The sequence below is a fragment of the Ewingella sp. AOP8-B2-18 genome (assembly GCF_052376015.1).
In the GTDB taxonomy this organism is placed as follows: Bacteria; Pseudomonadota; Gammaproteobacteria; order Enterobacterales; family Enterobacteriaceae; genus Ewingella; species Ewingella allii.
Genome location: NZ_JBQSVB010000004.1, coordinates 301,634 through 318,818, shown reverse-complemented (window position 1 = coordinate 318,818; position 17,185 = coordinate 301,634). Strand labels below are relative to the sequence as shown.

At 54.4% G+C, this 17,185-nt stretch carries 11 protein-coding genes; 9 read left to right on the top strand and 2 right to left on the bottom strand.

Annotated elements, in window-relative coordinates:
- Positions 1-13 precede the first annotated feature (13 nt).
- The gene (putA, locus tag ACT3RR_RS11135) at positions 14-3,985 is read right to left on the bottom strand and encodes a trifunctional transcriptional regulator/proline dehydrogenase/L-glutamate gamma-semialdehyde dehydrogenase (RefSeq protein ID WP_496200324.1); all 3,972 of its coding nucleotides are present in this window, start codon (positions 3,983-3,985) and stop codon (positions 14-16) included.
- Between the two features lie 418 nt (positions 3,986-4,403).
- Between putA and putP the strand changes: the two genes are divergently transcribed.
- The 7 genes from putP to phoH all read left to right on the top strand — a co-directional run bounded on the left by putP (position 4,404) and on the right by phoH (position 14,030).
- A complete protein-coding gene (gene putP / locus ACT3RR_RS11130) occupies positions 4,404-5,888 on the top strand; it encodes a sodium/proline symporter PutP (protein WP_496200323.1) in 1,485 nt (494 codons plus the stop codon).
- A 316-nt stretch (positions 5,889-6,204) separates the two neighbouring features.
- Positions 6,205-7,053 carry an iron uptake transporter permease EfeU gene (gene efeU, locus ACT3RR_RS11125; protein ID WP_496200322.1) on the top strand — a complete coding sequence of 283 codons (849 nt, stop codon included), beginning with the start codon at positions 6,205-6,207 and terminating at the stop codon, positions 7,051-7,053.
- Positions 7,054-7,136: 83 nt separating this feature from the next.
- Positions 7,137-8,276: an iron uptake system protein EfeO gene (efeO, locus tag ACT3RR_RS11120; protein ID WP_353501934.1), complete on the top strand. Its 1,140-nt coding sequence runs from the start codon at positions 7,137-7,139 to the stop codon at positions 8,274-8,276.
- A gap of 218 nt (positions 8,277-8,494) precedes the next feature.
- Positions 8,495-9,814 (top strand): iron uptake transporter deferrochelatase/peroxidase subunit, encoded by a 1,320-nt coding sequence (gene efeB / locus ACT3RR_RS11115; protein WP_496200321.1) that lies wholly within the window; start codon positions 8,495-8,497, stop codon positions 9,812-9,814.
- Positions 9,815-9,965: 151 nt separating this feature from the next.
- Positions 9,966-11,135, top strand: a complete 1,170-nt coding sequence (locus ACT3RR_RS11110) for an N-acetylmuramoyl-L-alanine amidase (protein ID WP_496200320.1) — start codon at positions 9,966-9,968, stop codon at positions 11,133-11,135.
- Positions 11,136-11,230: 95 nt separating this feature from the next.
- A complete protein-coding gene (locus tag ACT3RR_RS11105) occupies positions 11,231-12,499 on the top strand; it encodes a chloride channel protein (RefSeq protein WP_496200319.1) in 1,269 nt (422 codons plus the stop codon).
- A 742-nt stretch (positions 12,500-13,241) separates the two neighbouring features.
- Positions 13,242-14,030 (top strand): phosphate starvation-inducible protein PhoH, encoded by a 789-nt coding sequence (gene phoH, locus ACT3RR_RS11100; RefSeq protein ID WP_034790157.1) that lies wholly within the window; start codon positions 13,242-13,244, stop codon positions 14,028-14,030.
- Between the two features lie 79 nt (positions 14,031-14,109).
- Here the strand turns inward: phoH and chaA are convergent, their stop codons facing one another.
- Entirely contained in the window at positions 14,110-15,210 is a 1,101-nt protein-coding gene (gene chaA / locus ACT3RR_RS11095) for a sodium-potassium/proton antiporter ChaA (protein WP_353501937.1), read from the bottom strand.
- 596 nt (positions 15,211-15,806) lie between these two features.
- On the opposite strand from chaA, the gene chaB reads away from it, so the two are divergent.
- Together chaB and ACT3RR_RS11085 are read left to right on the top strand one after the other, a co-directional pair.
- Positions 15,807-16,037, top strand: coding sequence for a putative cation transport regulator ChaB (chaB, locus tag ACT3RR_RS11090; RefSeq protein ID WP_396130792.1), 231 nt, complete (start codon positions 15,807-15,809; stop codon positions 16,035-16,037).
- Positions 16,038-16,353: 316 nt separating this feature from the next.
- On the top strand, positions 16,354-17,043 hold the full coding sequence (locus tag ACT3RR_RS11085; RefSeq protein WP_353501938.1) for a gamma-glutamylcyclotransferase: 690 nt from the start codon (positions 16,354-16,356) through the stop codon (positions 17,041-17,043).
- Positions 17,044-17,185 lie beyond the last annotated feature (142 nt).

The window sequence follows — 17,185 nt, the reverse complement described above, 5'->3', positions numbered from 1 at the left end:
CTGCCCCTGACTATCAGCCAATAGTCATCAAACTCGCATTACCCCCGGCCGCTGCGGTATTCACACTCAGTGAACGCTCGATCAACAGGCGTTCCAGCAGGATGTTGTCCTCACCGCGTGCAAAACCTTGAACCGACACAATAGCACCCGCGCGCTTAGCGATGGTCTGGCAAAGCTCGCGCAGCTGATCGGCGTCGCCGTGGTAGATAACCGCGTCGAATTCCGGCGCTTCGGTCTGCCACTCTTTAGCGAAATCAACGCGTTCTTGAACCGCTTTTGGCAGCTGTTTGAACAGGTCGCGCTGTAAAGGGGCATCAGGCCACAGGATGCGACAGCCGGTGGCGGTGACGGCAGAGAGCTGGATCAGCGCGTCTTGCTGATTATCCGCCAGCGCCAGTACGCGCTCACGCGGTAGCAGGGCGTAGGTGTTGCGTTCACCCGTTGGGCCCGGCAGAGTGCGGACGGTGCCGCCCTGAGCCGACAGAGCGAAGCGTTCAGCCAGCGCGGCCAGTGAGTCATCCTTCTGCTCAACGGCCCACTGTTGCAGCGCACGGTGCGGCGCTAGCAGGGCTTCGCGCAGGGAGACATCCAATGGCAGCGACTTATCCTGTACGCTCAGGGTTTGCGCCACGGCTTCTTGTGGACGGCTGCACAGCAGGCGATACAAGTACATAGGGCCACCGGCTTTCGGGCCAGTGCCGGACAGACCTTCACCGCCGAATGGCTGCACGCCAACCACGGCGCCAACCATATTGCGGTTCACATACAGGTTGCCGACGTTGGCTTTCGACGTCACGCGGTTAATGGTTTCATCGATACGGGTGTGGATCCCGAGCGTCAGGCCATAACCCGCGGCGTTGATTTGGTCGACCAACTTATCCAAGTCTTGACGGGCATAGCGCACCACGTGCAGCACTGGCCCAAAGATCTCTTTCTTCAGTTCGCCAAAGCTCTCCAGCTCAATCAGAGTTGGCTGGATAAAGGTGCCGCGTGACCACTCTTGCTGATCTTCACCTTGCTGCTGGGCGGCTTGATACACGGCGCGGCCTTTAGCGCGCATGGCGTCAATGTGCTTCTCAATGCCCGCTTTGGCTTCCTGATCAATCACCGGACCGATGTCGGTGGACAGGCGCTCAGGGTTGCCCATGCGGCACTCGGCCATCGCGCCGCGCAGCATTTGCAGGGTGTGCTCTGCCACGTCGTCCTGAATACAGAGCACGCGTAGCGCAGAGCAGCGCTGGCCCGCGCTGTCGAAGGCGGAAGCAACCACGTCGGTGACTACCTGCTCAGTTAAGGCAGAGGAGTCAACAATCATCGCGTTCAGGCCGCCGGTTTCAGCAATCAGCGGAACAGGGCGGCCCTGCGGATCCAGACGCCCGGCGATGCTGCGCTGGAGGATGCCAGCCACGTCGGTGGAGCCGGTAAACAGCACGCCGCGCACGCGTTCGTCATTCACCAGTTGAGCGCCGACGGTTTCGCCTTTACCCGGTAACAGTTGCAGCACCCCTGCCGGAACCCCGGCTTCGTGCAGAATGCGCACGGCCTGAGCGGCAATCAGCGGCGTCTGCTCGGCAGGTTTAGCCAGCACGCTGTTACCCGCGGCGAGGGCGGCGGCAATCTGGCCGCTGAAAATCGCCAGCGGGAAGTTCCACGGGCTGATACACACTACGGTGCCCAGCGGGCGGTGGGTATTGTTATCAAACTGCTCGCGAATTTGACCCGCATAGTAGTGCAGGAAGTCGACCGCCTCGCGCACTTCGGCAATGGCGTTATTAAAGGTCTTTCCGGCTTCGCGTACTAGCACGCCAAGCAGGCTTTGCAGCTCGCCTTCCATCAATTCTGCGGCACGTTGCAAGATTGCAGCGCGCTCTTCGGGAGGTGTCGCAAACCAGATAGGGCCAGCGGCGGCAGCGGCGTCCAGTGCGCGGCTGACTTCACCCTCGGTGGCTTCGCGAACTTGGCCCACGACGTCAGTCGGTTCAGCTGGGTTAATCACATCCATAAATTGGCCTTCATCTAACTCGGCATCGATCATTGGCTGTGCGGTGATTGGCTGGGATGCGCCGCTGAGCAGGGCGCTGGACAGGGAGGCCAGACGATGCTCGTTGGACATATCCAAACCGGACGAGTTGACGCGTTTTTCACCATATAAGTGACGCGGTAACGCAATGCGCGGATGCGGCAGGCCAACCTGACCTTCACTGGCAGCCAGCGTTTCTACGGCTTTCACCGGATCTGCGACCAGCTCGTCTAACGGCAAGGTGGCGTCGGCAATGCGGTTAACGAAGGAGGTGTTAGCCCCGTTTTCCAGCAGGCGACGCACCAGATAGGCCAACAGGGTTTCGTGAGTACCGACCGGGGCATAAATGCGGCACGGGCGGTTGAGTTTTCCATCGGCAATTTTGCCCACCACCTGCTCGTACAGCGGCTCACCCATGCCGTGCAGGCACTGGAATTCATACTGGCCGGGATAGTAGTTGTTGCCCGCCAGTTGGTAAATCGCCGCCAGCGTATGGGCGTTATGGGTAGCGAACTGCGGGTAAATCAGGTTTGGCACCGCCAGCAGTTTGCGGGCGCAGGCCAGATATGAGACGTCGGTATAGACTTTGCGGGTATAAACCGGATACCCCTCAAGGCCGTCAACCTGCGCGCGTTTGATTTCGCTGTCCCAATAGGCGCCTTTAACCAGACGGATCATCAGGCGACGGCGGCTACGCTGGGCCAGATTGGTCAGGTAATCAATCACCATCGGGCAGCGTTTTTGGTAAGCCTGAATAACGAAGCCGATACCGTTCCAACCCGCCAGCTCTGGCTCGAAGCAGAGTTTTTCCAGCAGGTCGAGGGAGATTTCCAGACGGTCAGCCTCTTCGGCGTCGATATTGATGCCGACATCGTACTGGCGGGCCAACAGAGTCAGTGACAGCAGGCGCGGGTAGAGTTCGTCCATCACGCGCTCATACTGGGCGCGGCTGTAGCGCGGGTGCAGGGCGGAGAGCTTGATGGAAATGCCCGGGCCTTCATAAATACCGCGACCGTTGGAGGCTTTGCCAATGGCGTGAATCGCCTGCTGGTAAGAGAGCAGGTAAGCCTGCGCGTCTTTTTCGGTCAGGGCCGCTTCGCCCAGCATGTCGTAAGAGTAGCGGAAGCCTTTCTCTTCGTGCTTGCGCGCGTTGGCGAGGGCTTCGGCGATGGTTTCGCCGGTGACGAACTGCTCGCCCATCAGGCGCATCGCCATATCCACGCCTTTGCGGATCAGCGGCTCGCCGCTTTTACCGATAATACGGTTCAGCGAGCGGGAGAGGTTGGCTTCATTGTGGGTTGCCACCAGTTTACCGGTGAATAACAGACCCCAGGTCGCGGCGTTGACGAACAGCGACGGGCTGCGGCCAAGGTGCGAATGCCAGTTACCGGTGCTGATTTTGTCGCGGATCAGCGCGTCACGGGTCGGTTTATCAGGAATACGCAGCAAAGCTTCGGCCAGACACATCAGCGCCACGCCTTCCTGCGAGGAGAGCGAGAACTCCTGCAACAGGCTCTGTACCATACCGGCACGGCCATTGGCGCTTTTCTGGTTACGCAGTTTGTTGGCGAGGTCATAAGCCAGTTTGTGCGCGGCCTGCGCCATATCCGCTGGCAGGCGAGCCTGCTCGAGCAGCATAGAGACGGCTTCTGGCTCTGGGCGGCGGTAGGCAGCGGTGATAGCCGAACGGCTAACCGACTGCGGCAAAATCTGCTCTGCAAAATCGAGGAATGGCTGATGGGTTTCCAACAGGCTCAGGGCCGGTTGTTCTTCATGATCGCTCATGCCCGCCGCATTTAAGGCAGGGATTTCCGGCAGAGTATCACCATTTTCCAGGCGTTCCAGATAGGAATAAATAGCCTGCTTAATCAACCAGTGCGGCGTGCGATCGATACCCTGCGCGGCCACTTTCAAACGGTCACGCGTCACTTCGTCCAGCTTCACGCCCATTGTCGTCATTCCCATCTTTCACTCCATAAGTCAGCCTGATAGGGCAATCGTTGATGTTTTCTGAGCAGCAATATCTTCTATGTTGCAACTTTGTGCAACCCTGTTAATTGCATGATGTGCAGCAATGCTAAATCTGGCTCAATTATTAACATTTTTAGCTGTGACGGGGATCGCTAAAGGCTTTGGTTAATGGGAGTTGTGGGCGGTACAACTACCCGTAATGTAAGGTGCAACCCGCAATCATAATTAATGTGATAGGGGATCTGTTTCATGTGACTGGCATGTTAAAAATCTTGTAATTGCGGTTTATGTCGATAACTATCCTGCCGGATTGGATTTATACGCTGATATTTTTCACTAATAAAACGGCCCACAGAGGCATATCAGCAGACAGGGGTTTTTACAGATTGAAAATTACAAGTGGAGAACTTGCATGACAATGAATACACCTATGGCGGTGACGTTTTGCGTTTATATCTTCGGAATGATTCTGATTGGGCTGATCGCCTATCTGCGCACTAAGAATTTCGATGACTATATTCTCGGCGGCCGCAGTCTGGGCAGCGTGGTGACAGCGTTATCAGCCGGGGCCTCGGACATGAGTGGCTGGCTGCTGATGGGCCTGCCGGGCGCGATTTTTATCTCTGGAATTTCAGAAAGTTGGATTGCCATCGGCCTGACGATCGGCGCTTATCTCAACTGGAAGCTGGTGGCGGGGCGCCTGCGGGTGCACACCGAAGCCAACAACAACGCGCTTACCTTGCCGGACTACTTCACCCACCGTTTTGAAGATTCCAGCAAGTTACTGCGCATCATCTCAGCCATCGTAATTTTGGTATTTTTCACTATTTATTGCGCTTCTGGCATCGTGGCCGGTGCGCGCCTGTTTGAAAGCACCTTCGGCATGACTTACGCCAACGCGCTGTGGGCTGGGGCGGCGGCTACCATCATTTACACCTTTATTGGCGGGTTCCTGGCGGTTAGCTGGACCGACACCGTACAGGCCAGCCTGATGATATTCGCGCTGATCCTCACGCCGATTATCGTCATTCTGGCGGTTGGCGGGATTGATACTTCGATGATGGTGATCAACGCCAAAAACCCAGAATACACGGATATGTTCAAAGGCATGAATCTGGTGGCGATCCTGTCGCTGCTGGGCTGGGGGCTGGGCTACTTTGGGCAGCCGCACATTCTGGCGCGCTTCATGGCCGCTGACTCGCATCGCACCATTCGCAGCGCCCGCCGCATCAGCATGACGTGGATGATCCTGTGCCTCGCGGGTACTATCGCGGTGGGTTTCTTCGGCATTGCTTACTTCCACAACAATCCGGCGCAGGCTGGAAACGTAACCGAAAACGGCGAGCGAGTGTTTATCGAGCTGGCAAAAATCCTCTTCAACCCTTGGGTGGCGGGCGTGCTGCTGTCGGCAATTCTGGCGGCGGTGATGAGTACCCTGAGCTGCCAGCTGCTGGTGTGCTCCAGCGCGATCACAGAGGATTTGTACAAAGCCTTCCTGCGTAAAAATGCCAGCCAGTTTGAGTTGGTGTGGATTGGCCGCGTGATGGTGCTGGTAGTGGCGCTGGTGGCGATTGCGCTGGCGGCGAACCCGGATAACCGCGTGCTAGGGCTGGTAAGCTATGCGTGGGCAGGCTTCGGCGCGGCATTTGGCCCGGTTATTTTGATCTCAGTGATGTGGCGTCGCATGACCCGTAACGGCGCTCTGGCCGGTATGGTGGTAGGCGCGGGCACCGTGCTTATCTGGAAACAGTACGCCTGGCTGGACCTGTACGAAATCATTCCGGGCTTTATCTTTGCTTCCATTGCCATCTGGGCGGTGAGCCTGATGGGCCGCAAACCTTCAATTGCGGTGGAAAACCGTTTCAACGCCGCAGAGGCAGAGTACAAAACCGTCTGATCACTGCCGTTTTGTATTGAACATGGGTCCTAAGTAATAGGGCGGAGCGGGGAAATCGGCTCCGCCCTTTTTTATCTCAGCCATTTTCTGGCGTTTTCTCTGAAATAATCAGCAATAAAATTTCCTGCTAAAAGCCCTCAGTTGGCGCAAAAAAGCGCGGGTAGCCACTTGTTTTTATTTTTGCAGGAATGATAATCACTATCGTTTTCATTTTTACTTATCTTTACATGCTTTGCCTTGAACCTCGGCTGTTCGACGGTGACAGGAAAGTGGGTAATCTTAGTTCTTCAGCACCGCGGTGCCGGGAGTTTTAGCTATGTTCGTTCCCTTTCTCATCATGTTTCGCGAAGGGCTTGAAGCCGCGCTAATCGTCAGTCTGATTGCCAGTTACCTCAAGCGCACCCAGCGCGGGCAGTGGCTGGGCATCGTATGGATTGGCGTTTTCATCGCCGCCGCGCTCTGTCTGGCATTGGGCATTTTTATCAACGAAACCACCGGCGAATTCCCGCAGAAGCAGCAAGAGCTGTTTGAAGGCCTCGTGGCGGTGATCGCGGTGTGCATTCTGACTTACATGGTGTTCTGGATGCGTAAAGTGTCCCGCTCAATCAAAGTGCATCTGGAAGGGGCTATCGATAACGCGCTGAACTCGGGGCGCGGGCAGGGCTGGGCGCTGGTGGCGATGGTGTTCTTCGCCGTGGCGCGTGAAGGGCTGGAGTCGGTCTTCTTCTTGCTGGCCGCGTTCCAGCAGGATGTAGGCATTGCCGCGCCAATCGGGGCCATTCTCGGTCTGGCCGCCGCCGTGGTGCTGGGCTTCTTAATTTATTACGGCGGTGTGAAGCTGCACCTCGCCAAATTTTTCAAATGGACCAGCCTGTTTATTCTGTTCGTGGCTGCCGGTCTGGCGGCCGGGGCAATCCGCGCCTTCCACGAAGCCGGTTTGTGGAACAGCATGCAGGACATCGCCTTTGATTTGAGCAACGTGCTGTCGACGCATTCTCTGTTCGGCACCTTATTGGAAGGCATGTTTGGTTATCAGGAAGCACCGACCGTCAGCGAAGTCTCGGTCTACTTCCTCTACCTGATCCCAGCACTGATTCTGTTCTTCTTGCCGCAGGGGAAACAACCTTTGGTAGCACCTGCCGCTGGCCAGAAGACCCCGCGCTAAGCATGACGATTTCTTTGATAACAGTGGTTTAATAATTTTAACAACCGCCTTTAACAGGGCGTCTTTAATAGGGGTGTTACCCGATGTCCAAGTCAAACACGCTGTTCCGCCGTACCGCTTTGCAGGTTGCTCTGCTCTCCTTGCCGCTTTTCGGCCTGAGCGCCAATGCGCTTGCGGCGGATATTCCACAAGTCAAAATCACGGTGAACGATAAACAGTGTGACCCAATGTCACTGACCGTGCCTGCCGGCAAAACGCAATTTGTGGTGCACAACGCCAGCCAGAAAGGGCTGGAGTGGGAGATCCTCAAAGGCGTGATGGTGGTGGAAGAGCGTGAGAACATCGCGCCGGGCTTCACCCAGAAGATGACGGCCAATCTGGAGCCAGGCGAATATGACATGACCTGCGGCCTGTTGAGCAACCCGAAAGGCAAGCTGACCGTAACCAGCGAAGGCGCAAACACAGCCACCAAACCTGACGCCATGGCGCTGGTGGGGCCAATCGCGGAATATAAAGTCTATGTGACTCAGCAAGTGGGCGAACTGGTTTCCCACACCAAAGCTTTCACTGACGCGATTAAGAAAGGCGACCTGAAACAGGCGCAATCTTTGTACGCCTCTACCCGCATTTACTACGAGCGCATTGAGCCAATCGCCGAGCTGTTCTCCGACCTCGACAGCAGCATTGACGCCCGTGAAGATGACTTTGAGAAGAAAGCCGAAGACCCGAAATTCACTGGTTTCCACCGCCTGGAGAAAATCCTGTTTGCGGATAAAACCACCAAAGGTACCGAGCCTTACGCCGATAAGCTCTACACCGACGTACAGGATCTGCAAAAACGCATCACTGACCTGACCTTCCCACCGAACAAAGTGGTTGGCGGCGCGGCGGACCTGATCGAAGAAGTGGCCTCCAGCAAAATCAGTGGTGAAGAAGACCGTTACAGCCGCAGCGACCTGTGGGACTTCCGCGCCAACCTTGATGGTTCGCAGAAAATCGTTAACCTGCTGCGCCCACTGTTGGAAAAAGCCGACAAGCCGCTGCTGGATAAGATTGACGCAAACTTCAAAACCGTCGATGCGCTGTTGGATAAATACAAAACCAAAGATGGCTACGAGAGCTATGAGAAGCTGACCGATGCCGACCGCATCGCGATGAAAGGGCCGATCACCACGCTGGCGGAAGATCTGGCTAAGCTGCGTGGCGTGTTGGGCTTAGATTGATTCCTCTTCATACTTCGCGCAGCAGGTGCATTGGCTGCCCTTAGTTACTCGAATCACTGACTTGAGTCAGCTCATCGGGTTCCTTCGGTTGCCGCCTTCCTGCAACACGAATTATTTTGGGGAAGTGACTAGTTAGGCGTTTGAAATATCACAATAAAGGAGCGCCGCGGCGCTCCTTTCGCGTAGTGGCAAGCAGTAGAGTTTGTTGAGGCAAAGCAATGAGTGACAAAAATGATAAAGCCCCTGAATCTCAGGACGTCTCTTCCTCACGCCGCCGTTTGTTGAAGGGTGTGGGTTTGATGGGCGGCGTGTTGGCCCTTGGCGGCGCGGCGGCGGCCGGTGTTGATAACCAGCAGGCGTCGAAGACCACGGGTTCAAAGCCGGGCTATGCGCCGGGCACGGTTTCCCCCGATGAGCGCTGGAGTAAACAGCCTTTCCACGGCGTGCATCAGGGAGGGATTCTGACGCCACAGCAGGCGTCGATGATGCTGGTCTCATTTGATGTGCTGGCAACCAGCAAGGCGGATCTTGAGCGCCTGTTCCGTTTACTGACCAGCCGTTTTGCCTTCCTCACCACGGGCGGCACCGCGCCGGAGGTTGACCCGAAATTTCCTCCGATGGATTCAGGCGTGATGGGGCCGGAAATTTACCCGGACAACCTGACCATGACGCTCTCCGTCGGCGACTCCCTGTTCGATCAGCGTTTTGGCCTCGCCGCGCACAAACCGCTGAAGCTGCAACGCATGGAGCGTTTCCCGAACGACTCGCTGGACGCCAAGCTGTGCCACGGCGACATGCTGCTACAGATTTGCGCCAACAACAGCGACACGGTGATCCACGCGCTGCGCGACATCATCAAGTACACGCCGGATTTGCTCAGCGTGCGCTGGCGTCGCGACGGCTTTATCTCTTCCCACGCCGCGCGCAGTCAGGGCAAAGAGACGCCAATCAACCTGCTGGGCTTTAAAGACGGCACCGCCAACCCAGACACCAAAGACGCGCCGCTGATGGATAAAGCCATCTGGGTGACGCCAGAGCAGGGCGAACCGGCGTGGACCGTGGGCGGCAGCTATCAGGCAATGCGCATTATCCCGATGCACGTCGAGTTCTGGGATCGCACGCCGTTGCAGGAGCAGCAAACCATCTTTGGTCGCCACAAACACAGCGGTGCGCCCTTGGGAATGGCGAAAGAGCACGACGTGCCGGACTACAGCAAAGACCCAGAAGGCAAGGTGATTCCGCTTGATGCCCACATTCGCTTGGCCAACCCGCGCACCAAAGCCACCGATGACAGCCTGATGCTGCGTCGCGGCTATAGCTACTCGCTGGGGGTGACTAACTCCGGCCAGTTGGAGATGGGGCTGCTGTTTGTCTGCTTCCAGCACGACCTGGAGAAGGGCTTCCTCGCGGTGCAAAAACGCCTGAACGGCGAGCCGCTGGAAGAGTACATTCGCCCGGTGGGCGGCGGCTTCTTCTTCACGCTGCCCGGCGTACAGGATGAGAACCACTATTTGGGTCAGTCGCTGATCGAAGCATAATTCAGCAAACCGCAGAATATCCCCCTTAGCTCTGTCAGGATAAAGGGGGATAGATTTCATTTTCTTACGCCTCGTTACCGAATTCACCGCCTGTTAATACTCCCGCTAATTCATAAAAATCTGAGGAATGTCATGATGCTAAGTCGTCACGATGTCCGAGGAAACCCTGTTTATGACCATCAACCATCAGCGCCGAAAACTGCTTATTTTAGGTATGGGCATGGCCCTGACCGCGCCGCGCGTGTATGCCAAATCTGTTGCCGCGCCGGTCTCGCTGACCTCTGACGCCGCGCAAATTAACGTGACAATTCCGTCTGCTGATAAACGCAGCCGCGTGTTCACCCTCGATAACCCGCAGCGAGTAGTGATTGATGTGCCGATGGAGGCGTTTCCTCCCGCGCTAATCCACTCGCTGACCGTGTTGAAGCAAAAATTCCCGTGGCTGGTTCATACCCAGATTGCCCATTTCACGCCGCAAATCACCCGGATTGTGCTGCAACTGAGCGCCGCGCCGCGTTTGCAGCGCACCAAGACGGCGGGCCAGTTGCAGGTCGGCATTAGCCTGCCGGGAGGGGCCGTCAGTCAGGCTCTGCCAACCGCCGCTGCGCCCGCCGCCAAGAAGCCGTTGCTGGTGATGATTGATCCCGGCCACGGCGGTAAGGATCCGGGAGCAATTGGCAATGAAGGCACCTATGAAAAACACGTGGTACTGCATATTGCCAAACGGCTGCAAAGCCTGCTGGATCAGGAACATGGCATTCACGCCGTGCTGACGCGGCAAGATGATGTGTTTATCCCGCTATATCATAGGGTGAGTCTGGCGCATCAACATCAGGCCGACCTGTTTATCTCGATTCACGCCGACGGCTTTACCAATGATGATGTCTCGGGCGCGTCGGTGTTTGCGCTGTCGCCACACGGTGCGGGGAGTGCCATGGCTCGCTATTTGTCGCAGAGTGAGAACAGCGTCGACGTGCTGTATGACGATGATTTCAAGACTGACGATCCCTATCTCAAAGAGACGCTGTTTGACCTCGACCAGCGCGAAACCATCAGCCGCAGTCTGGATTTCGGCCGCCATTTGGCGTCAAACATTATCAAGGTTCACCCTATGCACAGTCCGCACCCCGAGCAGGCGGGCTTTGCCGTGCTGAAGTCACCGCGCATCCCGTCGGTGCTGGTGGAAACCTCCTTTATCACCAATAAGCATGAAGAAAAGTTGCTCGGCGAGCCGGTATTTCAGGAGAAGATGGCCCGCGCGATGGCCGAGGGAATCAACAGTTATTTCCTCAATGAAAAGAAAAATAATCTGTTGAGCTGAGCTGTCGTTTAACCGTTTTCTTGTAAATTGAATGAGTAAGCTAGAAAAATTTACTCGTTGGCGCAGTAGCTTAGGCCAAATTACGGAGAGAACAGTTGAGTCAGACACCAATTTCCAGCCCGATTTGGCGCCTAACCCTCGCCACGGTCGCTACCGGCATTCTAGCCGGGCTAGGCGGCATGACCTTGGCGCTCATTCTTCACAGCATTCAGCACCTGGCGTTTGGCTACAGCCAGAACGCTATTATCAGCAATGAAAGCTTTTTGCAGGGGGTGACTGCCGCGACGCATGGGCGGCGCTTTGCCGTGCTGGTGGTGTGTGGCTTGGTGGCCGGGATCGGCTGGTGGGCGCTCTATCGCTGGGGCAAGCCGCTGGTGAGCATTGCGGCGGCGGTGAAATCCGATAAGCCCGATATGCCGTTCTTCAGCACCACGATTCACGCCTTGCTGCAAATCATCACCGTGGCGCTGGGTTCACCTCTGGGCCGCGAAGTGGCACCGCGCGAAATTGGCGCTATCTCCGCTAACTGGCTCTCCCAACGTTTTGCTCTCACCGTGCGTGAAACCCAAATCATGATTGCCTGTGGCGCAGGCGCGGGGCTGGCGGCGGTGTATAACGTGCCGCTCGGCGGGGCGGTCTTCGTGCTGGAAGTGCTGCTGGGCGCTTTTAGCTGGCAGCTGCTGCTTCCGGCGATCTGTACTTCTTCGATTGCCGCCCTGGTGGCCTGGATTGGGCTAGGCAATGAGTCGCAGTACCACCTGATGCCGCTGGATATCACGCCGTCGCTGCTGGTCTGGTCGGTGGTGATGGGGCCGGTGTTCGGCTTCGCGGCCTACTGGTTTACGCGCCTGACCAACAAGGCCAAAGCGCAGGCCCCGCGCAACGCCAGGCTGATCGCGCTCAATCTGATTAACTTTGCGATTATCGGCATTTTGGCCGGTTGGCTGCCGGAACTATTGGGCAATGGTAAAGGCCCGGCGCAAATCAGCTTCGACAATCAGATCACCATCGCGCTGGCGGCGCTGCTGCTGGTGGCGAAAGTGGCTATCACCTGGAGCACGCTGCGAGCAGGCGCGCAGGGCGGGTTGCTGACGCCGGGGCTGTCTAACGGCGCGTTGCTGGCCTGCGTGCTGGGCGGGCTGTGGAATATTTATTGGCCGGGCACCTCTCTCGGCGCTTTTGCGATTATCGGCGCGGCGGCCTTTTTAGCTTCCTCAATGAAAATGCCACTGACGGCGGTGGTATTAATTATGGAATTTACCCGCGTTGGGCATGATTTTTTGATCCCGATTTTATTCGCGATAACGGGTTCAATCGCGGTGCAAAGCCTTTGCAGCAAGGCCTTCGAGGCTAAAAAGAGTTAATCACTGGGTGCGGTAGGACAATGGGATCTTTTTTAGATCGTGAAAGATCCTATTGACCAACTCAACAAACTTTCTTACATTTCAGTAACAGGTTAGTAATGAAAATTCTTAGCAAAGATGGCAGCTGTCACTATACTGTCATTATCAAGCGGTACTTTTTAGTTAACGCTCAGTAGGTTCAAATTAATAAATTGAATTGAGCAGGATTAAAAAGTTTACTCGGTGAGCGGCCAAGGTCGTAAATATCACAGCGGGGATCGCGAATGAGAAAGTCCTATTTTGGGCTGAGTAATAAAAAAACATATTTACACCTCTCCACTCGTTGTCACTGCTTAACCGCAAACGAGGGCCAAGACTTCGACTCTCTGATATTAACCGACCAAACCTTTTCCACGTCTTTATTATTTTGTCACTTTTCAACCACACAACAGCGCCTCCGTTCTTTAACTGACCCCACACTTACACTGCAACCAACTGGCTATTTGTCTGGCCGTTTAACTGGCTCCAATGCTTTGAAGGTCAGCGGTTTGTCATTAATGGCAATGCCTCCTCGTGAACAGACAGTATGTCTAAAGAAAATAGCAGGGCGCTCATTTATTCATCACCCGACGTTATTTTCCTCTTCACGTTATTCATTGGCTCAACTTGGTCTAAAAGGAGACCAAAACCTCATTTGTTAGTGAAACATAACCGTGCGGGCCTATGCCTTAGCGTTAAGTGAATCAAACTGTAAGGTGCCACTATGGGAAGACAGAAAGAAGTGATCAAAGCTCGTCGTGAAGCGAAACGTGTTATTCGTCGTGATTCACGCAGTCACCGCCAACGTGAGGAAGAATCTGTGACCTCTTTAATCCAAATGGGCGGTGTGGAATCGATTGGAATGGCTCGCGACTCTCGCGATACCTCTCCAATCCAGGCACGAACTGAAGCTCAAGGTCATTACTTATCAGCCATAGAGAATAAGCAGTTAATTTTTGCTACCGGCGAAGCAGGCTGTGGCAAAACATTTATTAGCGCGGCGAAAGCTGCAGAGGCATTAATACATAAAGAGATAGATAGGATTATTGTTACCCGCCCAGTATTGCAGGCCGATGAAGACCTCGGTTTCTTGCCCGGCGATATCTCTGAGAAGTTCGCACCTTATTTCCGTCCGGTATACGACATCTTATTACGTCGTCTGGGTTCATCATTTATGCAATATTGCCTGCGACCGGAAATAGGCAAGGTTGAAATTGCACCTTTTGCGTATATGCGCGGGCGCACTTTCGAAAATGCAGTGGTTATTCTGGATGAAGCCCAGAATGTCACGGCCAGCCAAATGAAAATGTTCCTGACCCGTCTCGGCGAAAATGTGACGGTAATAGTTAACGGGGATGTTACCCAATGCGATTTGCCGCGTGGGGTAGTATCAGGGCTTAGCGATGCAATGTCTCGCTTCGAAGAAGACGAGATGGTTGGCATCATTCAGTTTGGTAAAGAGGACTGCGTGCGTTCAGAGCTGTGTAAACGCACCCTGCACGCCTACTCTTAATTCTTCCCTCGCACCTGTCTCTAATAAAAAGGCCGCCCAATGTGAATTGAGGCGGCCTTAGTTTTACCTGTAAGCAGGCTTACAGCATGATGATCATCATGTACGCCACAAACAGCGCCAGGTGAGCAGTACCGTTTAATACATTGGTACGGCCAGTGGAGAAGGATATCTGGCACAGAATCAGCACTGACAGCATCACTACGATGTTCGCCGGCGCCAGACCGAAGATCAGCTCCTGCCCGGTCAGGGTGGCAATCAGGGTAACGGCAGGTACGGTCAGGGAAATGGTCGCCAGAACCGAACCAAAGAACAGATTCATCGCGCGCTGCACCTGATTCTTCATCACGGCTTTCAACGCACCCAGACCTTCAGGGGAGAGGATCAGCAGCGCGACCAAGAAGCCGGTGAACTGCGCCGGGGCGTTCAGCTCGGTTAACAGCTCTTCCAGCGGGTCAGCGTTGAATTTAGTCACCGCGATAACCAGCGCCAGATGGACAATCAGCCACAGGGTGTGGGTCAGATTGCTCTTGGAAGAAGGCTTGCCGTGGCCGTCTTCTTCACCTTCATCTTCGTGCTCATAAATGAACAGGCTTTGGTGCGTCTTAGTTTGAATCAGCAAGAACACGCCGTACATCGCGGCAGAAATCACGGCGACGATCAGCGCCTGCACGGTAGTGAAGTTACCGTCGGGCAGGGCGGCAGGCAGAACCAGCACGATGATCGCCAGCGGGAAAATCGCCATCAGGTACTGCTTAATACCACCCAAATTCACATACTGAGTCGCGAACTTACGGCCACCCAGCAATAAAGAGAAACCAACCAGACCGGCGGTCACGATCATGATGATCGAGAACAGCGTGTCACGCATCAGCGCCGGGGCGGCGTCACCCGTTGCCATTAGCGCGGAAATCAGACTCACTTCGAGGATAACCACCGACAGGCTGAGGATGAGTGAACCATAAGGTTCGCCTAAGCGGTGGGCAAGAACGTCGGCGTGGCGCACAACGCTGAAGGCGCTGGCGAGAATACCCACCAGTGCGATGGCGTTGATGCCGATGACGGCGAGGAAATTGCTGCTATCACTCCAAAAGACCAAGACTAATAAGGCAGCAATAGGGAAAACGAGTGAATATTCTTGATGGCGGGATTTATGCTTCGGATGCTCCTGAGATGACACCATGATGATTATTCTCCTGTGCAAAACTTACGTGGCTCGGACGAACCGGCTTCACGAAACAGCAGTGTTTTCACTGCCAGCAAAGAACGCGTCATAGAGCACAACAAACTCGTTATGCCATGGCGCGTTAACTCGTTCACTATATAAGAAAAACGACTTAATTGATAGATATAAGCTTGCTTTGGTAATAAAAAATCATAAGACATCGATTTTAAGCGCTATAACTTAATATAAGACGCTAATTAAGTCTGGTAGATGTGTTTTTGAATAATTTAAATAATATTAAAAACAAAGAGTTAATTTAATAAGTTAGAGTTATGACGATGATGAGAAGTTTTCATCTGAGTCATCGAATAACCCCATTTTTTAATGGATTTCCTGCCTGCACTTACGCTGCTTTACGTTTACTGAATTATCTTTATCATTTTCAGCCCTATTGGGCTTATCGGAACATTACCTATAACCCTATTTAGCGTAGCAGCTAGACTTTGTTATGTAGCAAAACGGGTGATGAAACACCGATAGAGGCAGCAAAAAGTGGGGTTTTTAGACTTTGTTGCTTTATCAAATAACCCAGACGACTAACGAGGAGACTGGAAATGCCTTATGACAACCGATCATCTTTACCGGATTCCGTGCGTAATGTGCTCCCGCCTCATGCTCAAGACATCTATAAAGAAGCCTTTAACAGCGCGTGGGATGAATATGCGAAATCCAAAGACAGGCAGGGTGATGACAGCCGGGAAGAAACCGCGCACAAGGTAGCCTGGGCGGCGGTTAAGCACGGTTATCAGAAAGGGGATGACGATAAATGGCATCCCAAAAAGTAATGCATACCTTGGCTTTCTTACACTAAAAAGCTTTCCGCCCGGCCCTCGTGCCGGGCTTTATTTGTCTCTCATTGCCATTCCCGCCGCGCTTTTATCAATGTTCACTAAATGTTCATCATATTTTCGTTTTGTGATCACCTTCAATCTTGATTGCTGACGCAGAAACGCATAAGGTTTGAACTATTAACGACATAAAGAAATTCTTATGTTTTTTTCCTTTTTTAGAGCGATAAAAAGGAATAAAGCGCAATAACGGAGAAAACAGCGTCAACAGTATGGCAAGTTCTATAAGCAGTGGTTTTGAAGGAGGCGATGAATGTTAACCCGAGATTTTCTGCGTAACGCAGATTGCAAAACAGCATTCGGCAGCATCGACGAGTCGATGTTATTGACCTCCGAACAACGTTCCGCCTCGCTCGACTGCACGCTGGCGCGACGCCCGGACAATAGCCCGGTATGGATATTCGGTTACGGCTCTCTGATGTGGAATCCGGTGTTTGACTCGGATGAGGCGCGCCCGGCGACACTTAACGGCTATCACCGCGCTTTCTGTCTGCGCTTGACCTCGGGACGCGGGACGCATACCCAGCCGGGCCGCATGCTAGCGCTGAAAGAGGGTGGCCGCACCACGGGTCTGGCATTCCGCCTGCCGGAAGATAAGCTGCGAGAAGAGCTGGAACTGCTGTGGAAACGTGAAATGGTCACCGGCTGTTACTGCCCGACGTGGTGCGAGCTGGATCTCGACGACGGCCGCAAAGTGACCGCGCTGGTGTTCATCATGGACCCGGCACACCCCCTGTTTGAAGCTGACACCTCATATCAGGTGATCGCGCCGCTGATTGCCAAAGCCAGCGGGCCGCTCGGCACCAACGCGCAATACCTGTTCGCGCTGGAGAAAGAGCTGCAAACCTACGGCATGCGCGACGACTGCATGAGCGAACTGGTTAATCAGGTGCGCATGCTGCTGGCGGTATCTCCGGCAGAAGGGGTTCCCGGCCTCGGCTAAGACTTACTGCTGCAATTAACGCAACCCACTAAACCGCCATTTGATGCACTTCAAAAGGCGGTTTTTTTTATGACCAATTTTATTGCAATCGAGCAGTCAATGCGCATAATCCCAATCTTTATGAGAATCATTGGCATTCTCA